This window comes from Fortiea contorta PCC 7126, from assembly GCF_000332295.1.
Lineage (GTDB): Bacteria > Cyanobacteriota > Cyanobacteriia > Cyanobacteriales > Nostocaceae > Fortiea > Fortiea contorta.
Window position 1 is genome coordinate 100,263 of record NZ_KB235930.1, and the last position, 24,286, is coordinate 124,548.

A 24,286-nucleotide genomic window follows, 5' to 3' on the forward strand; every position below is an offset into this window, starting at 1 on the left:
AATACATAATTGCGCCATAAAAGCGATCAATGGCGACGATCTATGAAGGGAGGGGCTATGAAGCTTTTAATTTTCTCATGTTGAGGTCATTTCCCTGATGTAAAAAAGGGGCTAGGGATTAGGGGCTAAAAAATAGCAGGGGAGCACAACAGAGAAATTTTTCTCCTTTGCTCCCCGCTCCTATGCTTCTTCTGTTATGCCCAAGGCTCTACTACTTCACTTCCGTAATTTGCAGAGTATAAGGAAGATAACTGTCTTGTTCATAGGAACCAACCCAAATTCGGTAAGTACCTGGTAGCCATTCACCAACCATACCCGGATTTTGACCGTCAAATTCGTCGTTGCACCATGTGCCACCAGGGCCGCTAATAATCAGTGTAGTGTCTGCGGGACTTTGTAAATTGAGTTTGAGGTGATCAAATCTACTTGTTAATTGCAATGTGTGATCTGGTGCTGCATCAACAAACCCTGTGCATGGGCCAGTGGCGGTTTCAACTCTTTTCGCTACTTGGTTTCCCGGTACTGAACCGCCACTCATACCACGAACTGTGAGAGGGTCTGGAGAAAAGTTTTCGCCAATGGTAATATCTCCAAATATCGGCGGCAGTTGTTGCCCATCAGCTCCGGCATGAATTGCCGATGCGACCAAGAGTGTAAATATCATCAACGATAATTTAATCTCTTTATTAAACGCTAATTTCGGCATTTTGATTACATGTTTGTCTAAGTGTTTGTAAGGACATTAATTTTACATATAAAGTTCCCTAAATTAGCATAATTGACTAGTTGTTTTAGATTAGGGACTACAACTCGGTAATACCTATGGGAAGACTGAGTTTGAGGATGAACAGTAAATAATTTCTCCTGGTGCTGTACAGGAATTAGGAGCAAGTCTAATTGTTGTAACTGCTTGACTTTATTATGAACAAGGGCACACTAGAGTGCGCCCTCAAAATCTAAAATATTCGTAAAACCTGAGATTGACAGAAGAAAGGATGAAGTAAGAATTAGCAGCAACCTCCGCAGACGCAAAAAAGTGAAGTTTTTCCTGATTCATGCGTCATCCCCTGATGGCTAGTACAAGAAGGCTGAAGTATGAAAGTAAGGGTGTATACTATATGCTTTTTACAGTTTTACAATAGTAGCCTTATTTACGCCATGCTGTACTAGGGTAATTTCATCCTTCAGCCTAGCCTGCGGCAAGCCGCCTTACAGGCGTCTACATACTTCATACTTCATTTGACTGCTAATTGCTAAGTGCGATCGCTCTAGTTAACCGTGGTTGATCTAAACCTATTTGATGCAGCAGTAACCACGATTGGATCAAGTCTGGGCCATGTACATCTCCTGTTAAGGCGGCTCTGAGCGATCGCATTACTAGCCCTTTCTTCACATTTTGTCCTTTGACCACTTGTTTAATTATCTCTTGGGCGCTATCTGCTGATATTTGTGGTTGCTGTTCTAAGGCGGCGATAATTCCCTGTAAAGCAGCAGCAGAACCTTCTTGCTGTAACTGTTTACTAGCTTCTTCACTAAATTCCACTGTCTCAGTGAAAAATATTTGGCTCTGCTCTACAGCATCTTTCAGTCTTGTCAAACTGGCGCTAATCAGATTTACTAATTGCTCTAACCAGGGGCGTTGACGTCCGCTCTCGAATTTATACCCGGCTTCTTGCCAGTAGGGAATTAGTAAATCTGTCAGTTTATCTACTGCCATACCGTGAATATACTGGCTATTTAACCAATCCAGTTTTGCCCAGTCGAACTTAGCGCCTGCTTTATTAACGCGCTCAAAACTAAATTCTTTTGCGGCTGTTTCTAAGGTGAATATTTCTTGAGTTGAATCTGGTGCAGACCAACCAAGCAAGGTCATATAATTCACCAAGCCTTCAGAAGTGAATCCCAACTGTTTAAAGTCTGAGATCGAAGTCACACCGTCTCGTTTAGAAAGCTTACGCCCATCCATGTTCAAAATCAAAGGTGTGTGGGCAAATTCTGGTGTTTTGGCTCCCAAGGCTTCATATAACAGAATTTGTTTGGCAGTGTTAGCAATGTGGTCTTCTCCGCGAATGACATGGCTAATTTCCATGTCGATGTCATCAACCACAACCACAAAATTATATAACGGCTGACCGACACCTGCTTCCGAAGCGCGGGCAATAACCATATCACCGCCCAAATCGCTACCACGCCAAGACATTGCACCCCGGACTAAATCATCCCAAATAATTTCCCGTTCATCTTCAATTTTGAAACGAATCACATAACTGCGACCTTCGGCTTCAAAAGCGGCTCTTTGTTCTGGGGTGAGGTGGCGATGGCGATTATCGTATCGCGGGGCTTCTCCTTTGGCTTTTTGGGCTTCTCGCAGGGCTTCTAATTCTTCTGCAGTGGTGTAACAGCGATAGGCTAATTCTTTTTCTAGGAGTTGTTCTACTGCTGCTGTGTACATATGTAGGCGTTGGGACTGGAAAAACGGGCCTTCGTCCCAGTTCAGCCCTAACCAGCGCAGTCCTTCCAAAATATTTTCGGTGTATTCGGGGCGCGATCGCTCTAGGTCTGTGTCTTCAATTCGCACTATAAATTTACCGCCATGACGGCGAGCAAATAACCAATTGAATACGGCCGTTCTGGCTGTACCAATATGTAGATTCCCAGTTGGACTCGGAGCAATACGGACTCTGACAGTCACAGTTGATTCTCTCTTTTGCTAATAAGTACTGAGTGCTAAGGCAACTTAACTCGTTAGATAGTTAATGATAACTAGTTATACATCCTCAAGTTTTACTCAGTTATTCGACACTTACTATTTTCTACGGGACTGACGGGGCTCGAACCCGCAACTTCCGCCGTGACAGGGCGGTGCTCTAACCAATTGAACTACAGTCCCTTAAATTTGCAGCTTCTTTATTATGCCCATCATCTAGTGATTTGTCAAGCAGATATTTGAACCTCTGGGAATAAGTTATTTTTTCTGTGCCAAAGGTTCGAGTGGATGTAACCTTGAACTTGCAGCCCAATACCTTGCAGAGCAAGGGAATGAGCATGTTTTTTCCTTTCTATTGATTTCTGCTAACCGATGCTAAAACCTGGGAATTGGATGCTAATTGCTGTTGGATGCGGAATTGCAATTGCTTGTACTCTTGCTTCAATAGGTTTTTGCTCAACTGAGATTTGGTAGAGAGTGGTAAATTTTTGCTCTGTTCTACCCATCTTTTCAACATTTGTCGTTGACTTTGATCAATGTAACAACTGAGAACATTGGCGCTGGAGTGCGGAGCTTCGATAGTAAAGAAAATCAGAGGGTAACGCTCGTTTTCTGCTAACAAGCAAACCATTCTCTGATTTTGGGAGTTTTGCATATCCAGATAACAAGGTAGCCACTTTGGGCCCAGTTTGTGATCGTAGAGGATTGTCAACCAGAGCAGCATCGGATGGGGGGATGTGATGAAGATAAACTGGTTGTAACAAATAGAAATAGCCCGACTCTTAATTTCTTTTTTAGACAACATTAGCCACAATGCTGTTACATTTCCTTGTTCTGTATTGAGAATGTGGGGAAAAACTATTTCTTGAATTGGCTTTTCATTGGGCCAGATAGTTTGCCAGCAGCCTTGTTCTATTATTAAAGGTAAGCCAGAAATTAAGGATTTCTGGGATTGATTTTTATTAATATCTAAATTGCCATTAGGAGATTTTTTTTGTTTATTAGATACTTCTTTTCTGAAAGAAACTGTAGATAAATTATTATTAATTACTAGATTTATCTTTTGTAAAACCTCTAATATCTGCGTAATATTTTGTGGGCGATCGCTGGGGGATTTGGACAGACAATCCATGATTAAATCATTTAGTTGCGGAGGTATTTGCAGATGAAATTTAACATCAGCGATCGCTCTTGGTATTTCAAAGTGATGTGCTTTATACCATGCTCCGAAAAAATCAGTTTCTGGTTGCCAAGGTTTCTCACCAGTCAGCATCTCAAACATCATCACACCCAAGCTGTAGATATCCGAGCGATTATCTAATTCTCCTCCCTCTAATTGTTCTGGAGAGCAATAAGGTAAAGTGCCATGAAATCCTTTATTTGTACTAATTGATGCAGCATAGTTGAGGAATTTAGCAATGCCAAAATCTAAAATTTTAACTAATTGACCTAATATAGGATCGGGAATAACTAAGATGTTAGCTGGTTTAATATCTCTATGAACTAAAGGACAAATTATCCCGTTGTGCTCAATCCCTTGATGAGCAGACTGCAAACCTAAACAAATTTGACGTGTCAAAGTCATAAACATTGGCAAAGGTATAGGAATTAAATCTTTTAAACTTTTACCAGATAAATATTCCATGACATAGAAGGGTTTACCTTCTTCACTGACACCATAATCATAAGCTCGCACAATATGTAAACTTTGTTGACTCAAGGCTGCGCTCATCAGAGCTTCACGGACAAAATCCTTTTGCATTTTAGGATCGGAAACAGTGTGAGTCAAAAATTTGATCGCAACTGGTATTCCTCCTAGCAAAATATCATGGGCTAAAAAAACCTCACCCATACCTCCTTTGCCAATTAAATGTTTAAGTTGATAACGATTGGCAAGTAAACCTGTACTTTGTGAAGACGCAAATGCACTTTGATTCACTGTGACAACCTCTAAATAATTCACATTTCAAAAATAAAAATTAAAAACTTCTTTTCGTAATGTTCAATTACTTTTTCGTATAAATAGCTCTATTAGTTGATATAATAATTTATAAAAATAATTTCTGTTTTTAGGTTTTTGATTAGCTGATTCTGCTACTAATTTTCTGAGAATTCCGGCTTTCTTGGTTTCATAATCTGCTTTGAGAATAATTTTTGCTTGCTTGCTAGAAATAAATTCATTTGATTCTTGATTGAGTGCTAACCAATTAAGAATTTGCTGACGCTGGCTAGCTGTAAGACTCAATGTCATTACATGATTACAGTTATGTGGTTCTTCCAAAGAAAAAAATAGTAAATGATAGTAGCCTTTTTCTGCTAATATACGTAATGTTTTTTGTCCTTTAATGTCTTTAATATCCAAGAAATAAGATAGCCATCTTGTCATAGATACTTGAGGATCATAAAGCACTGTTATCCACAATAACATTGGATAGACATTCATTTTGGCAATGAATTCAGTAGCATGTATTTTGTCTAAAAATTTAGTGATTTCTTGTTTAGGCAACATTGCCCAAACGGTGGGTATAGTGCCTTGAATGGTATGTATTAAATGAGGAAAAGCAATTGGTGCTATTGGTTTATTCTTCGGCCAATTTTTTTGTAAACATTCTTTTTCTGATAATGATGTTACAGGAACGAGTTGCACTGGCTCTGATGATTGTAAATTATGTTTTTCACCAAAACTGGCTTGATGATTAAGTTGCCATTTAATCTGATACAGAATGTTTAATATTTCCTGAATACTTTGGGGGCGATCACTTACTTCTTTTGCTAAACAATTCATGACTAATGTCTGTAATTCTTCTGGTATTATTGCTTGGGAATTCACTTCTAAAAATGCTGGTGGTGACTGGAATCTATGAGCCTGATACCAACTACCAAAAGAGTTACTAGTTGTTGAAAATGGATGTTTTCCTGTCAACATTTCAAACATCAATACTCCCAAACTATAAATATCAGAGCGTACATCTAGTAATTTACGTCCTTCCATATGTTCTGGAGAACAATAAGGTAAACTACCAATAAAAGAATCTGTCAGAGTCATTCCACTACGCTCTGTTAAAAATTTGGCGATACCAAAATCTAGAATTTTTACAATCTCCGCTGATTTAGCGTCTTCAGTCAAAAATATATTTTCTGGTTTAATGTCCCTATGAACAATAGGATAAATCTCACCTTTAAGAGTGATTCCTTGATGAGCGCACTGCAATCCTAAACAAATTTGCTGAGAAATATCTAAAAATTTATCTACTGTTAAACGTTGATTTTTAAGCATTAATTTTAAGTTTTTACCTTGGAGATATTCCATCACATAAAATGGAATATTATCCTCAGTCACACCATAACTAAAGACTCGGACAATATTTTTACTCTTTCGTCCTAATTGAGCACCAATAAAAATTTCTCTAGCGAAGCGTTGGGACATTTGCTGACTTCCTAAACTTAGCAAAAGAATTTTAACAGCAACGGGCATACCACCCTTCGCTATATCTTCTGCTAAATAAACCCTACCCATTCCCCCTTTACCTATCAAATCTCTGATTAGATATCGATTATTTATTAACTTTCCTATATAAATATCTAATTCAGTTTGGGAATTAACTAGATTGGGAATTTGATTTTGTACCATAAAGTAGTTTGGGAAAATAAAGTTATAAAATTACTGTAATCACTATGTTTATATGTTGATTTTATATAGAATAAATCCCAAAAATTTTAGAGAAATAACTATGTCAATTAAAAACTAGAACAATATTTAATGAAATTTTGCTTAAGATAGCAATAATTTGTATGCAAAAGCTCTTAAGTATGGTGTAGCATATTTATTAAAGAAAGCGAATGAGAAATTTTACGGAACTATCTATATTCTTAATTTATTGTTCTAACTAAATCGGTGAAAACACGGTTAAGGTAGTAGTACCTATTGGAATTAGTTGATTTAATCTTAGTAATGCTTGAGGGTACAATACCTACATCTACTCAAATGTCTAGATAGCAAAAATGAAGAGATACTTAGTTTCTGAAAAGTTTTGCTGTTTGTGGCTTAGAAAATTTTCAGGATTTACGTAGTTGATACCTATCACTAGGCTATGGTGGACATAAAAGTATTACTGATAAGATCGACCACTGACAACATCTCGCTAGGTGAACTGAGTCTTGTAGTTAGTATCGATTTTTAGTAGGCTGACAATCCTGAAAAAACTGATTCTCTTAGATAGAGACGCTCTTGCTAGCCAATTGACTATTGGGGCTACGACCCTTGACTGTGCCGTCTGAGTATGCTATCGGTTTTCATGTATGACTATAGTTGCAAAAGTAAGCGCTTCTTGTTGTAGTTACCTAACTTTAGTAAGATGAATAACTCTATTACAAAGAATAAACTTAATTATTAAGAATAATTAAATTTTTCTAAACGAGGTCTACATTGGCACTATTACTGAAGGTACTAAACATTCCTGAAAAAAACTGGGCAGCAAAAGTTACCGAATCTATTCATGTTATGGAACCAGATGCAAAAGTAGATGTGGATGTCGAAAATAAAACTATTAGCGTAGTTTCCGCAGCATCTGAGGAGTCCATTAAGCAGGTAATTGTCGCTGCTGGGTACACCATCGAAGGTTATTAGCCACCATAGCGCTTCCCTTTTTATTGAAATATATCTAGGGACTATCAGCTAGCGTTTATTTCATGCAATTGGGAATTGCTATACCCAAATTTTGGCGAAATCTTGGTTTGACAACTAGCGATCGCCAAAATATTTTTACGGTTATTGTCTGCTAGTAAAAATAACTGACATTAGCAGATTTACTGTCATAATTTTGCCGTATAGGCTGCAAGCTAAAAGATAGCTTTATGTATATCTACGTAAAAATCAAGCTGGCTATTTTATGAACATGTAGTTCATAAAATACGTATGTAAAGACTAAATTAATTAAATGGGAAAGTGGTGATTTATTACTAGCACCATTCCTTAAACCTACTTTTGCAAAGAAGTATGGTTAATTTAACAAGTCAGCTAGTTCAGTATTTTCAAGGAAATAATATTTTACAGATTATGTAAATTTCTCGGTTTTTACGGATATAAAAAATTTTATAAAGTTTTAAATATTCATTCTGAGCAAAATTTTGCCAGGACTATTTACTGTTTTTTGTGACTAGATATTTGCGTGAATCACCCCAAATACTTAACACCTGGAAATTACAGGATTACTTTGTTATTTTCATAAAATATTCAGTATTTTTACTGTTTTAAAAAAAATACGTAAAGGCAGAAAGTAAATATCATAATTCAAAAACCCAGTAATTGAAGTCCAGGTAAATCCTTAAAAGGAGATTAAAATTGAAAATTGATTGTGTATTTAGTGGTAAGAAAAACAAATGTCCGGTAATAGCCTCTAATAATAAACACCGAGATTTCAGTATTAGTTAAGTAAGATCAATCAGTTTCACTGAGTTATATCCTTAATTTTGATATAGGGCAAAAAGCAGAGCAATGAATATTTCCATTCTGGTTTTTGGGGGCCATAAATTTATTGCCACACTTCCAGCTCAGATCCGCTACGCAACCGCTTTTAGCGTGCAAGTTGTCGCTAATGTTATTCAGGCAGTATCGCAGATTAAAACCACGCCGCCTGATGTATTAATTGTGCAGGCTAGTCTTGATGGCAGTATGGAACTGTGTTCTTGGCTCAAAGATCAGGCGAAGCTCTCCTGGATATACTGCATCCTATTGGAGGATCGTTCTCAGCAAATCATTGAGAGAAGTAAGTATGGTTGGGAGTGGGAATTAGAAATGACTTCTAATGTATTAAAACAAGGAGCTGACGCTTATATTTGGCAGCTTAATGAGGAAAATACTGATCATACTTTTGCTGAATCAACGCCTAATCATGACCTGATACTTGCTCAATTAGCTGTTGGTTTACGTAAAGCGAAAAAATATCGGGATCTGATCCGCAGTAATGATTTGTTGTCAGCGATCGCGCTAGCGGATTCTTTGACGGAACTGAATAATCGCCGTGCTTTGGAATGGGATTTACCAAGACAAATTCAAAAATCCCGTGAGCATTTGAGTCCTTTGAGTTTGATTATTCTAGATGTGGATTATTTCAAAAAAGTTAATGATACCTACGGGCATTTAGTCGGCGATCGCCTTTTACAATTACTCTGTACTCGCCTACGACAAAATCTCCGTTATCAAGACACTCCCTTCCGCTATGGAGGTGAAGAATTTGTCATTCTGTTAGCTAACACTACCGGAGAAGAAGCATTAATAGTAGCACGTCGCCTCAACCGCATAGTCAGCGAACAACCATTCGCCATCAATAGTCAGCACATGATTAATGTCACAATTAGTTTGGGAACTGCTTCTTTGGATGCTGACGATGATGACCGAGGTATGAGTTTAATACATCGCGCTGACCAATGTTTGCTGCAGGCTAAAGCTAATGGGCGTAACCAAGTTATTGGTGGAAACTATTTACCTCATGGGTCACATCTCAAAGCGGCTTCTTCTTGATTGCACTTTGGCAATCTACCACTGATGCGCGCTCTCGCATAGCCTTAACTAAAGCTTGATAACTAGACCAATTTTCTTGTAGTAAGGTTTTGGCTTGGAGAGCATGAAATCGCTGTTTTTGTTGACAAGCTGAAGGAGAAAAACCTAAATTTGCTAATACTCCTACTAGCTTATTTTGATCATCAGCACCACCTTCAGTATTGTTAAAAACTAAAGTTTCAGCAGCAATCCCCGCCATCCAAACGGTGCAGTAACGATCTAAAATTTGGGCGCTAATCTTACCTGCTTCTAGTTGAGATGCTAATTGGTCGTCATTGAAAGCTACACCACCTTGTCCTGGTTGGCCTTGCTTCCAGGCTTCCCATGCGCTAAGAGTGTAACCACTGATAGGAATATCTAGTAAATACGCGGTCAGAAAATGTCCAGCTTCATGATGGACAATGCGATCGCGGTGTTCACCAGAAAAACCAGCAATCCAGTCTAGAAAGATAGTACCGCCTTTACCTTGTAACTTGAAACTATCAAAAGTGGCTATGCCTAAGATGGTGAAGGTAGCAAGTGCTGGTATCGTGGGTGACAAGTTTAACAATGGCCCCAGCAACGCTGATAACGTCATGAAAAAGATAGATATTGCAATTAAATTTAAGGCAGTTTGGTTCATTCTGTCTGTTAGTTTAGCTTCATCTTTCTTCATTATTAATTTATCAGCTAACTGAGGCAAGGATTTGCTTCTACGTATCTCACTATGTCTGCGACTTGATGAAAAAGTCGTCGATCTGCGAATTTCAGACTAAATTTCCCAATATACGGGTATATACGGTTATGTTTATCTTTTTTAACCAGCTACTCTCAAGGGGATACGCTTTCAGAAATCTAATAAATATGATTTACCAATTTACTCAAGTGGAAATGCAAACTTCTGCAAATCTTCATCAACTTCATCCCCAGACGAAATTACTCAAAAACTACTGTCCTATTCCCATATACCAATACTCGATTTCGCAGATGTGAGCGCACAGATCTTGCTAATACAACTCGTTCTAAATCCTTACCTTTTCTCACCAAATCCTCGACTTCATCACGGTGACTAACTCTGACTACATCCTGTTCAATTATCGGCCCTGCATCTAAATCAGCATTGGCATAATGAGCGGTTGCACCAATAATTTTTACACCACGTTCAAAGGCTCGGTGATACGGATTCGCACCCACAAAAGCAGGTAAAAATGAGTGATGAATATTAATAATTTGTGGAAACTGAGCAATAAAGTCGGCGCTAATAATTTGCATGTATTTAGCTAATACTACCAAATTAATATTGTATTGGCGCAGTAATTCTAGTTGTTTAGCTTCCTGTTCTATTTTGTTATCTTTGGTAATAGGAAGGTGGTAATAGTCGATACCAAATTGTGCTGCTACTGGCTGTAGATGATGATGATTACTGATAATGAGAGGGATTTCAGCCACAAATTCATTAGCGCGTTGTCTCCAAATTAAGTCAAATAGACAATGGTCTTGTCGGCTAACCCAAATAGCAATACGTTGTACAGTATCAGAAAAGTGTAGTTCCCACCTAGCACCTAGAGGATGGGCGATCGCATTAAATGCGGGTGCAATTAAATCTCGCGGTAAATTAAATCCTTTTAACTGCCATTCTATTCTAGTAAGAAATAGCCCTGCCGCGAAGTCTGTATGCTGATCAGCATGAATGATATTACCTCCATTGGCATAGATAAAATTGGCAATTTTTGCTACAAGTCCCCGTTGATCTGGACAGGAAATAAGCAATGTTGCTGTGGCATTAGTCATAGTCAAGTTTAATTACTAGCGGTAATCTGAGAGAGTATTGAAGTTTGCTAGAAAAAATCTGTTTCTGTTTCTTTAGAGAGATGAAAAAAATTGAAACTTCTAGTACCAGGGTTTTTATATTCGTTTATGTGATTGATAGTAGCAAGGTTTAGCTTTAGACAATTAGTGTTTTAGAATTATGATCCGGAGAAATTCACACAGTAAAGAAAAATAGGAAGATTGCCTCCATTCGCTTCATTTTAAACCAAGTATAAAAAAGAGAGGTTTCACATGTTGTTTATTGGGATAATAGTAATATTTTACTTAGTGATGGCTTACTGCTTATTGAACGAATGGTTAGATTTTTTTCTTGCAGATAAAGATATCACTTCAGAGCAGCGTTCTCTATCTTATGTAATTTTAGTCATAGGTACTACTTTTTGGCCGATAGTTGTGCCGATAGCTTACTTAGAACTATTAAAGTTTAATAAAAAACATAGAGAAATTTTTGATTTAATCAAAAATCCATCTAACTCTAGGATTTCTGATATGTATGATCAATAGCCTATTTTTTCAATGGGGGAGTTAATTGGGTAGGACTGGGTATGGGCTGTTGTTCAGGATTATCTGGGGGTTGCTTCCACTCTGATAATTCCCGATTCACAGCATTTTCAAAGTCTGTGGATACCAACAGCACGTCTATATTACCGTCGGGTTTAATAGCTGGATCAGCTTGAGCGTATAAGAAACGACGGTTGAAATCAGATTTACCCAAAATTAATTGATGGTTTTTCTGATTTTTCAGACCGATATTAATAGTTATTTGGGGTTGGTCTAAACCGAATTCTGTTTTTTGATTAGCAGGGACAGATAAAGAGTTATTACTTTTACCTGAAACTAATAAATCCATTAAATACCCCACTATGGCGTCATTTGCTGGCTCTGAGGTGGGAGTTTTGAGTAACCATTGAGGTGGAGTTGGCTGATTGCTACGTTCTAGTGTCAAGTTGACTTTTTGGGTGATGATTGTCAGCGATCGCACTTCGTCGGCTGTAAAGGAAAAAATTTGCTGCTTTTTTTCTTTGACCTCTTCTCGCTGGGTCGCACCTTGAATTTCATAAAAATAAACAAAACTACCCAAACTCACAGCTAGCAAGACCAAAATTAAAGTTGTTCGCGGTAGTTTCATATTTTAGTTATTTGTTATTTATGATTTTTGGTCACTTTGTTATCTTCTCTGCCACCAAATAATAGCTCCCGCCGCCAAGCCAATCAAAGGTAAAACTAACAGAGAGGACAAAGTTAAAAGATTGGCTTGAGCTGTTGTCAGGTTAATTCTGCGGTTTTTTGCTTCCTTGGGGCGTATGGACAAGGGTTGTAAATCCTGTTGACTTAACCATGTGACTGAGTTGAGAAAAACGTCTCCATTAAGCTGCTTTTGAAATAAACCGTCGGTAGCAAAATCGGAATTTCCTAACACCACTAACCTGGATTCAGTCACAGGCTTTGCTGATTTTTTTTCTTCAGTCAAGGAAGTGGGAAGCGGGGTGGGAATGGGTGAAGTTGCAGGAGTGGGGTTGGATGGGGCGGCAATTTTTCTAGTTAAAGCCACTCCTAAAGTCAAAGGACCTTTGAGGTCTTGGTCTGGGTTAAATTCGAGTTTTTCGCTTTGCAAATCGCTTTCAGCCCAACTGCTGGGATACGGTTTGGTTCGCAGTAGGGGCGTGGCTTGTACACCATTGACTGGAGTTACTTCTAGAGGTCGTGCTAACCGATAAAAAGAAATTCCGTTACCAAAATCTTTAGTAATAGGATGTTGTCCGTAATCTGTGACTAAGGGAACTGCAGGGCCCAAGCCTACGCCCCCGGAAACATCAACAGCTAAACGATTATCCAAGCGAATTCCCCAAGCTTGTAACAAGGTATCCAGTTTTGGGTTAGTGTTGGGGTCAATCATCAGCAGTAAGTTACCGCCGCGATTGAGATAATCTTGTAAAGCTTTGACTTCACCATCAAATAGTTCTCGCTTGGCGCCAGCTACTACCAAAACAGCCGCATCATCAGGAACTTTTGATTTTTGCGCTAGATTTAACGCTGATGCGGTGTAATTTTTATCACTTAATCCTTGAACGGCTTGGGACATTCCTCCCTCTGCAGCCGTCAACTGATGTTCGCCGTGTCCTTGGAGAAAGTAAACTTTAGCTGTGCCGGTGCTGGTAAGTTGTTGTAAGCGATTGGTTAATTTAACTTCCGACAGGCGCTCATTTTCATTCACTACCTGTACCAACTGCTTTTTATCTGCTGACTCTAAGTAGACTTCTCCGTAATCTTTGACGCCAAATTTTTCTGCTAACCCTGGCCTAGCTTGGGGGTCGATGTACTCAAATTTAAATTTTGGGCTTTGTCGGCGATAATTTTCTAGTAGTTCTCGGTCTTGAATGTTTTGGGTAACATCGAATACCCAGACTTTCACTGGCTGGGGTAAAGCCTGGACTAGTTCCCGTGATTGGGGAGCGAGGGTAAAGAGTTGTGTTTCTGTTAAGTCTGTCCGCAGGTGGTAGCGAGTGCCTAGGAAGTTAATTAATCCTAAAATCGTCAGTACTGCCACAATTGCAATCAAAGCATTAGTACTTGCTTGGGTAGAACGCCAGTTCCACCATTGATTTTGCTGGCTTTGCCAAACTACCCACAAGCCGCTGATGACGATGCCGGTAATGATTAATCCTAGGGGAATTGGTGTCCATTTTTCGGATACTAATCCGGCTGTTAAGCCTGCAACAATAAAGAAGGGACCGAACCAGAAAAGATATTGCCAAATTTTATTTTTTTTAATGGGTTTCATGGGGTTTGTCAATAGTTAAGAGTCGGAACTTTGGACTTGAGATTTTGGACTAATAACTGCTGACTACTGACGTTGGAAGCGGAGTGTATCTATGGATTGTGATGTGAGAAAGATACCTAAAAAAATGTAACTCCCAAATAAGATTAAGGCGCTGGTATCACAAATTCCTTGAATTAAGCTGTTGTAATGTTTTAGTAATGACAAATAGCTCAAAGCTTCTCCGAGAGAACCACCGAGATTTTTGGCGATGACGTCGATGAATAATAACAATAAGATGACGGCGAAGGTAAGAACTGCGGACAAGATTGTGCTGTCTGTGAGGGAGGAAATAAACATTCCTAAAGATAAAATTGCGGCTGCGAGTAATATTAATCCTAAATGACCTAAAAGGAGAATTGTTGGCGGCATTGGTGGGTCGGCACTACTGATAGCATAAGCTTCAAATGCCAGTATGGGAACAATCATGGTGATAAAAAATGTGAGCACTCCTAATAATTTACCGACGGCGACGGCCCAGTTAGTGACTGGTGACGTGGCTAGTAGTTCTAAGGTGCCGCGTTTGCGTTCTTCTGCATAAAGTCCCATGGAAAGAATCGGCAACACAAATAATAATAGCCATCCCATGCGATCTAAAAAGGCGCGAATAAATTCGTAGGGAACATCGATTGGGGGGATGGGTACTCCTAGTTGTTGTCCTTGTAAATCGTAGGCAGCGATCGCTGGTAATATACCATCTGGCCCTAATAAAATCATCACTAAAAATAACCCGGCTATGAACCAAAACACAGCGGCGATCGCATAGGCTAAGGGTGATACAAAATAACTCTGTAACTCGCGGCGATAAATGGCAATAATATTACCGAGCATTATACCCATTTATGCTGCTTCTCCTTGTTTTTCTGTTGACTCTTCAATGGCTTCCCAGTTCTTTTCTTCTGTTGTTAGTTGTAAGAACACATCTTCTAGGGTGGCGCTGACACGGCGCATTTCATACAATCCGAATCCTGCTCTTACTAAAGCGACAGTGATTTCCCGTCCTGGTTCGGTTCCTGGCTGCGAAATGACTCGCAAATAAGCACGATTTTCTTGGGGCAGAGTATGAACATGCAACAATGCTGTAGGAATAGATTCTACCAGACTCACACCCGCTACATTTTGTAGTACTTGTTTTGCTAGGGTGGCTTCCCCTTCAATTTCTAATTCATATCCAGACCCGCCTGTCAACTGGGTCATAAGATTTTCTGGGGTGTTAGTTGCTACTATTTTGCCGCGATTGATGATGGCGACGCGGCTACAGGTCATGCTGACTTCTGGCAAAATGTGGGTGGAGAGAATGATGGTGTGAGTACCGGCGAGACTTTTAATTAAATTCCGCACCTCGATGATTTGTCGGGGGTCAAGACCGACGGTGGGTTCGTCGAGAATGATTGCGGGTGGGTCGTGGACGATCGCTTGAGCAATACCGACTCTTTGGCGATATCCTTTAGAAAGCTTGCGAATAATAATTTGGCCCTTGTCTTGCAAATTGCAACGCTCGATCGCCGCTAAAACTTTGGTGGTGCGATCGCCTGCGGGTACTCCTTTAATTTGGGCGACAAAATGTAAAAACCCCTCCACCGTCATTTCTGGATATAAAGGTGGTGTTTCCGGTAAATAACCAATTCGTTGACGCACAGATAGAGAATTTTCGTGGACGTCGAAACCAGCAATTCTGGCTGTACCCTTAGTTGCAGGTAAATAACCAGCCAGAATCCGCATAGTTGTAGTTTTACCCGCGCCATTAGGGCCTAAAAACCCTAAAATTTCTCCTGGCTCAACGCTAAAAGTGACGTCAGTAATCGCTGGGGTAGAACCGTATACTTTACTCAGATGCTCAACTTCGATCATCAATCTCAGGCGATAAGATACCCAACAATATTAGAGCACGATGTTGGGAATGCAAACATCAAGGTCGTCGGCTCGCCTCCATATACCAGGGGCCTGTGCCATAGAAGCGCTATGAAGCGGAAAGCAGCGCTAAATTTAACGAAATGGTATCAATGTTACCTAGTTTAGAAATAAAACCTTTTGTAGAATGGGGCAGTGACAGCAACTTTTATCAAATCTGGGTAAAGCTGCTGATTGCCACTTCCTGTACTGGAAAAAAAATAGGCGATATAATCGCAATTTTCAATTATTGAGGTACAAACTCTAGCCCTTAGTTTGTGCGAGTTGTACCGTTGCAGTCATGCTATTAATCGGGAGTGACAGCTTTTTCTGTATGATGGTGATTAATTGACCAACGATGATCAACAGTCATCGAAGAAAATTTACAAATCTCTTCTAGATGCTTTTGTTGGACAGCAGCTTTACGCAGGGTAATAATTAGCTGGTTCACTTGATGCCGTAAATCTGGGTTTTGATTGACTGCTGACATGGTTTGTCTTTCTAGGAGTTGCAGTATCAATTCGTAGTGGACAGGTGAAGGTAAAGGAATTTGTTCCATGAAATTAGTTTGAGGTTTCATATTCGGGTTTTGTGTCAGGCGGAATCGGTATTTTACTAGATGAATTGTTGCATATATAATAAGTAATTGCCGATAGTTTAGTAATACTAAATAGGGAGAAGCAAGTCAAGCTGACTGACGGCGATCGCCATTTGTTCTTTTTTAGGGTTTTGGGTGTGTGATTGCGGTCAACTTATTTAAATGACGAGTATTTCACAAAAAAGTTTACACAAGCATAGTGAGCATTTGTTTACTCAAGGTTTTGGTATTATTTGGGCGATCGCTAGTTCTGGATCTGGTTGTTTGACTAAAGACTCGCCAATGAGGACGGCTGATGCGCCTGCTTGGGCTACCAAACTCAGATCATCTGGCTGGTGTAATCCTGATTCGCTGACAACTAATATATTCCGTGCTTGTAATTGCTCACCTCTGGCTGATAAAAGTTGACAAGTTGTTTGCAGGTCAACGGAAAAATCTGCTAGGTTGCGATTATTAATTCCTATTAAACACACACCATTTAAGGCTAACACACGGTCAAGTTCCTCTAAACTATGGACTTCTATTAAAGTGGCCATGCCGAGGGTGGTAGCTATTTTGACAAAGTATTGTAAATCCTGATCGCTGAGAATAGCAGCAATCAACAGCACGGCGTCTGCTCCTTGCAGTCGTGCCCAGTACATTTGATAAGGATAAATGATAAAGTCTTTACACAAAAGTGGCAAATCAACTGCAGCGCGAACCAAAGCTAAATTTTCAAAGCTACCTTGAAAAAATTTGGCATCAGTCAATACAGAAAGACAACTAGCACCGCCTCTTTGGTAAGCTAGGGCGATTTCTACTGGGTCAAAATCTGCCCGTAAAATCCCTTTACTCGGTGAAGCTTTTTTGACTTCGGCAATCAATGCGGGCTTAGTCTTACCTGCAGCCAGGGCTGAAAGAAAATCACAGGTTGGCGGTGCGGTGAGTACCCGTTTCTGCAATTCTCGCAGCGGTAGCCGTTCGCGCATTTGGCTATCTTCAATTTCTTTTTGCCAGACAATTTCCTCTAAAATACTGTTTGGCTCTGCATCAGGCATGGCTACCTGATATTGCAATATGGAAACATTAACAGTGGCGCTGGGTGAACGGCGACGGATTTGCATAGTTTGGGAATGGGGAGGTGGGGAGATGGGGAGTGTGGGGAGTGTGGGGAGTGTGGGGGGTGTGGGGAGATGGGGAGATGGGGAGATGGGGAGATGGGGAGATGGGGAGATGGGGAGATGGGGAGATGGGGAGATGGGGAGATGGGGAGATGGGGTGAAAAAGAATTTATGGTTACGCTTGCGAGCTTCTCCCTCCTCCCACACTTCCCCCTCCTCCCACACCTCCCACACTTCCCTCTCTTCCCCCTCTTCCTTAACTGGCTACTGCTCTTTTATACGCTTCGTCCAGCACTTCGGAAAGTGTGGGGTGGGCGTGGACTAGATGAGCGAGGTTTTGGACTGATTGTCTGTTGGCGACTGCGGCTGAGGCTTCATGGATTAAGTCTGAGGCGTGCAGTCCAAAGATGTGTACTCCTAATACTTCCCCTGTGTCCTGACGATACACTACTTTGGCGATGCCGTCGGCTTCGTTCTCAGCTAGGGCTTTAGAATTGCCTTTGAAGTAACTGCGACTGGTAGCGATCGCAAAATTTTCTGTTTCACCTAGTTCTTTGGCTTGGGCTTCTGTCAAGCCGACATAGCTAACTTCTGGGTGGGTAAATGCGGCGGCGGGGATGCTACGATAGTCTACTGTCCGCTGATGACCAATAATATTTTCTACGGCAACGATGCCTTGAGCTGAGGCGGCGTGGGCTAACATCATTTTCCCGTTGGCGTCGCCAATTGCCCATAGATGCGGTACGATTTCACCGGCTGATAATACTGCCATGCTGTCATCGACGGGAATAAAGTTGCGTCGATCTAGTTCTACACCCACTGACTCTAAACCCAAATTTTGTGTAGCGGGGATGCGTCCGGTAGCTACTAAGCAAGCATCTACCTCGATCACGTCTACATCTTCTTTGGTTTTAAAGTCTGCTAATTCGATCACTACTGGTGAACCTGGGATGACTTTTTTGGCGTATATCCCTACTTTGGTTTCGATGTCGCGGGGTGTAATTAACACTCGTTCTGCGAGTTTGGCGATGTCACGATCAAATCCTGGCATTAACTGATCCAAAGCTTCAATCAAGGTGATTTCGCAGCCTAAAGCTGAGTAAATGTCAGAAAATTCTAACCCGATGTAGCCACTACCAATAATCGCTACCCAGTTGGGTAAGGTTTCTAATTTGACACCTTGGTCACTGGTAAATACGGTTTTGCCATCTACTTCAATTCCTGGAGGAACGAAAGGCACGGAACCGGGAGAGAGGATGATATCTTTGGCTGTGATGGTTTTTTCACCACCATCGCCAGTGACGCTGACTTTTTGCGTCCCTGCTACTTTACCCCAACCCCTGATGATATCAACTCCCAGACGTTTCAGGCTGTTGGTTAAATCGCCTTGAATTTTAGCAACGAGATTACCGGCGTGATTAGCGATCGCTTGACGATCAAACTCGACACTACCGATTTGAATTCCCAGTGACTTGAGGTGATGGGCGTTGCGTAATTCCCGCACTCGTCCAGATGCAGCTAGCAGCGCTTTCGACGGGATACAGCCTCGGTTGACACAAGTTCCCCCCATGTCGGCTGCTTCGATAATCGCTGTTTTTAGACCACAACTGACGGCGTGTAGGGCTGCTCCATGTCCGCCCACACCAGCGCCTATAATCACTAAATCATAATCAAACCCTTGACTCACGTTTGTTTCCCCGTGCGCTTCGCCTATTTATTCTCAATTTAACCAAAGATGTGGAAACATAATGTTTTACATCTGAACACAAGACAGATCCAGCAATTAATTATGCGTTACTGAAACCTTTGCAGGAATGAAGCCAAAGCAACGTTCCTACTTTTATTTTCGGATATCTCTAGAGCTTTTTATGGTTTCATCTTGCCAAACACTGGGTGTCTACATACTTGATCCTGAATTTGCTGGCGTTATCTGAGTAGATTCCTCAAAAATAGTAACATCAAACCTCAGTATTTATATCATGCTGCTGTTTGCGTAATTGTTCTCAACCGTTGAGTTTCTTTGCAGTTTGTTAGCTTAATACTCACACAAGGTTTAAAATCTAGGCAGCCACAGGATTTCCCTAAGCGATCGCTCGATGTCTATTCCCAATTTTAGTGAATTTACTATCCGCCGAAATACTAATTCTAAATCTTTTCAGCGGGGCGAGTCGTACTATGAGGCTGATGCTGTCATTACAGTGGTTCAGCGTGGTAATGTGTTACAGGCTAAGGTGGAAGGCAGCGAAGCTACCCCCTATCGTGTCAATATCAATTTTGATAGCACTGGTTTGACTTCAGTTCACTGTACCTGTGCTTACGATTTTGAGGGTTGGTGTAAGCATATCGTGGCGACAATGCTGGTTTGTTTGCGTCAACCAGAAACGATCGCCGAACGCCCTACCCTAGAACAGCTACTTGATCGCTTGAATCATCTCCAAACCCAAAGGTTAGTCCAAGATTTGGTAGCGCAATATCCCAAATTAGTTGACGCCGTGGATCGCTATGTCAGCTTGAATACAGAGACTGTATCAAAAAAGATATTGACACAACCTATCCGGTTGATTACTGTGAATCCAAAACCCGTGCAGGAGAGGGTAAGGAAAATTCTTCAGGATGCAGAACGCAGTTTAGAATATGGTGAAGAAGAAGACCTCATCACCGAAGAATTACTGAGTTTAATCCAGACAGCGGTAGACTTGAGCGAACGCAAAGATGGCAATAATGCGATCGCTATTTTAGAGGCGATTACATCAGCATGTGTAGAAAATTGGCACGGTGTCGCCGAGTATGGTATCGATAATGATGAGATTGTTTGGGAATTAAACGACGCTTGGTGTGAAGCAATTCTCACCGCTGAATTCACCGCAGCGGAAAAAGTCGATATCCAAGTTAACTTAGAAGCATGGCAAGATGAGTGGAATGCTGACTTTGGATTAGTTTTAGAAGCTTTGCATCAAGGTTGGGATTATCCACCATTGTTACAGATATTCCAAGGAAAAACTAATCAACGCGGTGCATGGTCAGAAATAGCCACAGATAATGCTGAGAGTTTGGCACTAATTCGCCTGAAAATTCTGGAACGGGAAGAGCGTTATCAAGATTATTTGTATTTAGCAGCAGCTGCTGGGTTAAATCAGCAATATTTAACTATGTTAGCGCGCTTGGGTAGAGTGGAAGCAGCCCTAGAAGCAGCACCAACTCATATGGATACAGTAGAAACTGCTTTTGCACTGGCTAAAATTCTCACAGAACAAGGCTCATTACCGCAAGCATTAGATATTGCTCAAACTGGATTAAATTTACCTGGGAATTGTCAATATCAATTGGGAATTTGGATGAGTGATTTAGCCGAAGCTTTGGAGAATCGAGAATCGGCTTTATTAGCGAGAAAAACTACCTTCCAAATCAAGCCTTCCTTTTTTGATTACCAAAAAATAGCAGACTTGGCTGGGGAAGATTGGGCGAATGTCAAAACAGAATTATTAACTATTATCCGTAGTTCTGGTGGTTGGGAGACAGCATCAGCAAAAATAGATATCTATTTATTTGAGGGATTAATTGATGATGCGATCGCTTTAGTGAGTCAACTCGGTTCCTACCATGTAGAATTAGTCCACCGTGTGATGAATGCTGCTATTACCCATAATCCCGACTGGGTAATTAGCAATGCTTGTCACCGCGCCGAATCAATTATGAATGCAGGTAAAGCTGAATATTACAGCGATGCTGTTGAATGGTTGAAAAAAGCACGCGCTGCTTATATTAATTCTGGGAGACAAGCCGAGTGGTCAAGCTATCGCACTATTTTAATGCAAACTCATGCCCGTAAGCGTAAATTGATGGGAATGTTTACACAACGGGATATGAGTTAGCAAGAGATATAGCAATCTGCTTTGATTTGGAGAACTGATTCACGTAGACAGGGAATAGGGAATAGGAAAAAGCGAGTAAAACTGTACTGAGTTTTTTCAAAAATCAAATATGATTCCTATAATCGGGTTTTTTAACGCTAAGGTACGCTGAGGTTTTTTAATTGAGGGTTGAGATAGTAACTTTCGCCCCTATCCCCCGTTCCCTGTTCCCCGTTCCCTGTTCCCTATCCCCTTGATAGCAACCAACATCTATCCTCAGAATGATTAATTCTATGTCTTTGGTGCGAGTTGAAAACACTTTGTCATAGATAGCCTAGGTAAGGTTGAGCATAAATTAGCATTCTTTGGAGTTACTATGTCAGAACTGATCCAAACGCTCTTAGACGGTGAAGAACGGAGCGATTTGCGTTCCTTTGTGAGTGAGTTACGCCAGCAAGAGAAAAAGTATCTGCTCAGGAACGACATAGTGAATGTGTATAACGAGTATTGCGTCAAGTATCACAAGAGTGAGAAATTTTGCAGCAGTTCTGACTTAGGTAAACTGATTTACTATACTCAAGAAATAATTCAAGAAGAGTCCAATTTTTGCTTTATTATTCGCCCCAAAATTGCTAATCAGCAAGTGTATCGATTGACGGACGATTTGAGTCTGGAAGCGATGACGGTGGAGGAGTTGCTAGATGTGCGCGATCGCTTTGTTAATCGATTCAATCCTAACGAAGGCGATTTGCTCGAACTTGATTTCGCTCCATTTTATGACTATTCGCCGATAATCCGTGACCCAAAAAATATCGGTAAAGGCGTCCAGTATCTCAACCGTTATTTATCTAGTAAGTTATTTCAAGACGCTAAACAATGGCTAGAAAGTTTATTTAGCTTTTTGCGTCTGCATCAATATAATGGCATCCAGTTACTGATTAACGATCGCATCAAAACCCACCAGCAACTTTCCGAACAAGTGAAAAAAGCGATCGCAATTGTGAGCGCTCGTCCCAGCGATGAATTATACGAAGAATTCCGCTTCACCTTACAAACAATGGGTTTTGAACCGGGGTGGGGAAATACAGCCCAGCGTGTCCAAGAAACCTTAAGCATTCTTGATGAATTAATCGACTCTCCCGACCCCCAAACTCTCGAAGCTTTCATTTCTCGCATCCCGATGATTTTTAGAATCGTCCTCGTATCAGCCCACGGTTGGTTTGGTCAAGAGGGTGTATTGGGACGTCCTGACACTGGTGGTCAGGTAGTTTATGTCTTAGATCAGGCGAAGAATCTCGAAAAGCAATTGCAAGAAGATGTGATTCTCGCTGGTTTAGAAGGATTAAATGTCCAACCAAAAGTAATTATTCTCACCCGGCTAATTCCTAACAGTGACGGTACACATTGTAACCAGAGACTAGAGAAAGTCCATGGTACAGAAAATGCTTGGATTTTGCGCGTTCCTTTGCGAGAATTCAACCCTAACCTGACTCAAAACTGGATTTCTCGATTTGAGTTTTGGCCTTATTTAGAAACTTACGCGATTGATGCAGAAAAAGAACTAAAAGCAGAATTACAAGGTAGACCAGATTTAATTGTTGGTAACTATTCTGATGGGAATTTAGTAGCCTTTTTATTAGCACGGCGGATGAAAGTCACCCAGTGTAACATTGCTCATGCTTTAGAAAAATCCAAATATTTATTTAGTAACCTTTATTGGCAAGATTTAGAAGATAAATATCATTTTTCTCTGCAATTTACCGCTGATTTAATTGCGATGAATGCTGCCAATTTTATTATTAGCAGCACCTACCAAGAAATTGTCGGTACTCCTGATAGCGTAGGACAATATGAGTCTTATGAATGCTTCACTATGCCAGACTTATATCATGTAGTCAAAGGTATAGAATTATTCAGTCCTAAATTTAACGTTGTTCCACCAGGAGTGAGTGAAAAATATTATTTTCCTTACACGCAGAATCAAGACCGAGTAGAGAGCGATCGCCAGCGCATTACAGAAATGCTCTTTACCCTAGACGACCCCAGTCAAATATTCGGAAAACTCGACGACCCCGACAAGCGCCCCATCTTCTCAATGGCGCGTCTTGACCGTATTAAAAACCTCACCGGTTTAGCGGAATGCTTCGGTAAAAGTCCAGAATTACAAGCGCATTGTAACCTAATTTTAGTCGCGGGAAAATTGCGTGTCGAAGAATCTGGAGACAACGAAGAACGAGACGAAATTATCAAACTTTACCAAATTATTGAACAGTACAACCTCCACGGCAAAATTCGTTGGTTAGGTGTACGTTTATCAAAAAACGACTCAGGTGAAATTTATCGAGTCATTGGCGATCGCCAAGGAATATTTGTCCAACCTGCTCTATTTGAAGCCTTCGGTTTGACAATTTTAGAAGCAATGATTTCCGGATTACCAACCTTCGCCACTCAATTCGGCGGACCCTTAGAAATTATTCAAAATCGGGTCAACGGCTTTTATATCAACCCAACAAACTTAGAAGAAACAGCCGCTAAAATTCTCGATTTCGTCACTAATTGCGAACAAAACCCAAATTATTGGCACCAAATTTCTCAACAAGCCATCAACCGAGTTTATAGTACCTACACCTGGAAAATTCACACCACAAAATTACTATCCCTAGCCCGGATTTACGGCTTTTGGAACTTTACCTCTCAAGAAAATCGAGAAGACTTATTACGCTATCTCGAAGCCTTATTCTATTTAATTTACAAACCCAGAGCACAACAACTGTTAGAACAACACCAATATCGCTAATTTTGAAACATCGCTAACTCTCTCCAAAAAACCTCCGCGTACCTTTGTCTTGAAAAGTTTGCTCAACGGGGGGAACCCCCCTTCGGGTTCACCACTTTGCTTATGCCGGGAAACCCGTCCACCGCAAGTGGTTCACCGCACGCAACTTTTCGCTGCG

General features: G+C 40.7%; 18 protein-coding genes and 1 tRNA gene. 5 read left to right on the forward strand and 14 right to left on the reverse strand.

From position 1 onward, the window contains the following. Window positions 1-211 precede the first annotated feature (211 nt). The 5 genes from MIC7126_RS0100505 to MIC7126_RS0100525 all read right to left on the reverse strand — a co-directional run bounded on the left by MIC7126_RS0100505 (window position 212) and on the right by MIC7126_RS0100525 (window position 6,338). Window positions 212-706: a hypothetical protein gene (locus MIC7126_RS0100505; RefSeq protein WP_017651156.1), complete on the reverse strand. Its 495-nt coding sequence runs from the start codon at window positions 704-706 to the stop codon at window positions 212-214. 540 nt (window positions 707-1,246) lie between these two features. Beyond that, window positions 1,247-2,692 carry a glutamate--tRNA ligase gene (gltX, locus tag MIC7126_RS0100510; RefSeq protein ID WP_017651157.1) on the reverse strand — a complete coding sequence of 482 codons (1,446 nt, stop codon included), beginning with the start codon at window positions 2,690-2,692 and terminating at the stop codon, window positions 1,247-1,249. 124 nt (window positions 2,693-2,816) lie between these two features. Then, window positions 2,817-2,890, reverse strand: a tRNA-Asp gene (locus tag MIC7126_RS0100515). 169 nt (window positions 2,891-3,059) lie between these two features. Beyond that, the gene (locus MIC7126_RS0100520) at window positions 3,060-4,646 is read right to left on the reverse strand and encodes a serine/threonine protein kinase (protein WP_026099935.1); all 1,587 of its coding nucleotides are present in this window, start codon (window positions 4,644-4,646) and stop codon (window positions 3,060-3,062) included. Window positions 4,647-4,709: 63 nt separating this feature from the next. Beyond that, window positions 4,710-6,338 (reverse strand): serine/threonine protein kinase, encoded by a 1,629-nt coding sequence (locus tag MIC7126_RS0100525; RefSeq protein WP_017651159.1) that lies wholly within the window; start codon window positions 6,336-6,338, stop codon window positions 4,710-4,712. Between the two features lie 795 nt (window positions 6,339-7,133). Here MIC7126_RS0100525 and MIC7126_RS0100530 point away from each other — a divergent pair. Further along, the gene (locus MIC7126_RS0100530) at window positions 7,134-7,334 is read left to right on the forward strand and encodes a hypothetical protein (RefSeq protein WP_017651160.1); all 201 of its coding nucleotides are present in this window, start codon (window positions 7,134-7,136) and stop codon (window positions 7,332-7,334) included. Between the two features lie 867 nt (window positions 7,335-8,201). Beyond that, window positions 8,202-9,227 carry a GGDEF domain-containing protein gene (locus MIC7126_RS0100535; RefSeq protein ID WP_017651161.1) on the forward strand — a complete coding sequence of 342 codons (1,026 nt, stop codon included), beginning with the start codon at window positions 8,202-8,204 and terminating at the stop codon, window positions 9,225-9,227. Here MIC7126_RS0100535 and MIC7126_RS0100540 read toward each other — a convergent pair. Then, entirely contained in the window at window positions 9,208-9,888 is a 681-nt protein-coding gene (locus MIC7126_RS0100540; RefSeq protein WP_026099936.1) for a hypothetical protein, read from the reverse strand. The two genes, MIC7126_RS0100535 and MIC7126_RS0100540, sit on opposite strands and share 20 nt — an antisense overlap. Before the next feature lie 293 nt (window positions 9,889-10,181). Beyond that, a complete protein-coding gene (gene purU / locus MIC7126_RS0100545; RefSeq protein ID WP_017651163.1) occupies window positions 10,182-11,036 on the reverse strand; it encodes a formyltetrahydrofolate deformylase in 855 nt (284 codons plus the stop codon). A 270-nt stretch (window positions 11,037-11,306) separates the two neighbouring features. Here purU and MIC7126_RS0100550 point away from each other — a divergent pair, with 270 nt between their 5' ends. After that, a complete protein-coding gene (locus tag MIC7126_RS0100550; RefSeq protein ID WP_017651164.1) occupies window positions 11,307-11,579 on the forward strand; it encodes a hypothetical protein in 273 nt (90 codons plus the stop codon). A 1-nt stretch (window position 11,580) separates the two neighbouring features. Here the strand turns inward: MIC7126_RS0100550 and MIC7126_RS0100555 are convergent, their stop codons facing one another. The 7 genes from MIC7126_RS0100555 to lpdA form a co-directional block, all read right to left on the reverse strand. Then, on the reverse strand, window positions 11,581-12,204 hold the full coding sequence (locus MIC7126_RS0100555; RefSeq protein ID WP_017651165.1) for a DUF4340 domain-containing protein: 624 nt from the start codon (window positions 12,202-12,204) through the stop codon (window positions 11,581-11,583). A gap of 39 nt (window positions 12,205-12,243) precedes the next feature. Next, a complete protein-coding gene (locus MIC7126_RS0100560; protein ID WP_017651166.1) occupies window positions 12,244-13,857 on the reverse strand; it encodes a GldG family protein in 1,614 nt (537 codons plus the stop codon). A gap of 63 nt (window positions 13,858-13,920) precedes the next feature. Continuing rightward, window positions 13,921-14,733, reverse strand: coding sequence for an ABC transporter permease (locus MIC7126_RS0100565; RefSeq protein ID WP_017651167.1), 813 nt, complete (start codon window positions 14,731-14,733; stop codon window positions 13,921-13,923). After that, window positions 14,734-15,744: an ABC transporter ATP-binding protein gene (locus MIC7126_RS0100570; protein ID WP_017651168.1), complete on the reverse strand. Its 1,011-nt coding sequence runs from the start codon at window positions 15,742-15,744 to the stop codon at window positions 14,734-14,736. 346 nt (window positions 15,745-16,090) lie between these two features. After that, complete coding sequence (locus tag MIC7126_RS0100580; protein ID WP_026099937.1) at window positions 16,091-16,342, reverse strand: DUF5340 domain-containing protein; 252 nt, start codon at window positions 16,340-16,342, stop codon at window positions 16,091-16,093. A 254-nt stretch (window positions 16,343-16,596) separates the two neighbouring features. Further along, on the reverse strand, window positions 16,597-17,484 hold the full coding sequence (trpC, locus tag MIC7126_RS0100585; protein ID WP_017651171.1) for an indole-3-glycerol phosphate synthase TrpC: 888 nt from the start codon (window positions 17,482-17,484) through the stop codon (window positions 16,597-16,599). A gap of 253 nt (window positions 17,485-17,737) precedes the next feature. Beyond that, window positions 17,738-19,168: a dihydrolipoyl dehydrogenase gene (lpdA, locus tag MIC7126_RS0100595; protein WP_017651173.1), complete on the reverse strand. Its 1,431-nt coding sequence runs from the start codon at window positions 19,166-19,168 to the stop codon at window positions 17,738-17,740. A 409-nt stretch (window positions 19,169-19,577) separates the two neighbouring features. Here lpdA and MIC7126_RS0100600 point away from each other — a divergent pair, with 409 nt between their 5' ends. Together MIC7126_RS0100600 and MIC7126_RS0100605 are read left to right on the forward strand one after the other, a co-directional pair. Beyond that, window positions 19,578-21,353, forward strand: coding sequence for an SWIM zinc finger family protein (locus tag MIC7126_RS0100600; RefSeq protein WP_017651174.1), 1,776 nt, complete (start codon window positions 19,578-19,580; stop codon window positions 21,351-21,353). A gap of 355 nt (window positions 21,354-21,708) precedes the next feature. After that, window positions 21,709-24,129 (forward strand): sucrose synthase, encoded by a 2,421-nt coding sequence (locus MIC7126_RS0100605; RefSeq protein WP_017651175.1) that lies wholly within the window; start codon window positions 21,709-21,711, stop codon window positions 24,127-24,129. Window positions 24,130-24,286: the final 157 nt, after the last annotated feature.

Excerpts from the sequence above, each read along its gene's own strand:
- MIC7126_RS0100540 (WP_026099936.1), bottom strand. The coding sequence starts at position 9,888 with ATGAACCAAACTGCCTTAAATTTAATTGCAATATCTATCTTTTTCATG.
- MIC7126_RS0100535 (WP_017651161.1), top strand. The coding sequence starts at position 8,202 with ATGAATATTTCCATTCTGGTTTTTGGGGGCCATAAATTTATTGCCACA.
- MIC7126_RS0100555 (WP_017651165.1), bottom strand. The coding sequence starts at position 12,204 with ATGAAACTACCGCGAACAACTTTAATTTTGGTCTTGCTAGCTGTGAGT.
- MIC7126_RS0100570 (WP_017651168.1), bottom strand. The coding sequence starts at position 15,744 with ATGATCGAAGTTGAGCATCTGAGTAAAGTATACGGTTCTACCCCAGCG.
- MIC7126_RS0100605 (WP_017651175.1), top strand. The coding sequence starts at position 21,709 with ATGTCAGAACTGATCCAAACGCTCTTAGACGGTGAAGAACGGAGCGAT.
- MIC7126_RS0100580 (WP_026099937.1), bottom strand. The coding sequence starts at position 16,342 with ATGGAACAAATTCCTTTACCTTCACCTGTCCACTACGAATTGATACTG.
- MIC7126_RS0100565 (WP_017651167.1), bottom strand. The coding sequence starts at position 14,733 with ATGGGTATAATGCTCGGTAATATTATTGCCATTTATCGCCGCGAGTTA.
- MIC7126_RS0100600 (WP_017651174.1), top strand. The coding sequence starts at position 19,578 with ATGTCTATTCCCAATTTTAGTGAATTTACTATCCGCCGAAATACTAAT.
- trpC (WP_017651171.1), bottom strand. The coding sequence starts at position 17,484 with ATGCAAATCCGTCGCCGTTCACCCAGCGCCACTGTTAATGTTTCCATA.
- MIC7126_RS0100560 (WP_017651166.1), bottom strand. The coding sequence starts at position 13,857 with ATGAAACCCATTAAAAAAAATAAAATTTGGCAATATCTTTTCTGGTTC.
- MIC7126_RS0100505 (WP_017651156.1), bottom strand. The coding sequence starts at position 706 with ATGCCGAAATTAGCGTTTAATAAAGAGATTAAATTATCGTTGATGATA.
- MIC7126_RS0100525 (WP_017651159.1), bottom strand. The coding sequence starts at position 6,338 with ATGGTACAAAATCAAATTCCCAATCTAGTTAATTCCCAAACTGAATTA.
- purU (WP_017651163.1), bottom strand. The coding sequence starts at position 11,036 with ATGACTAATGCCACAGCAACATTGCTTATTTCCTGTCCAGATCAACGG.
- MIC7126_RS0100550 (WP_017651164.1), top strand. The coding sequence starts at position 11,307 with ATGTTGTTTATTGGGATAATAGTAATATTTTACTTAGTGATGGCTTAC.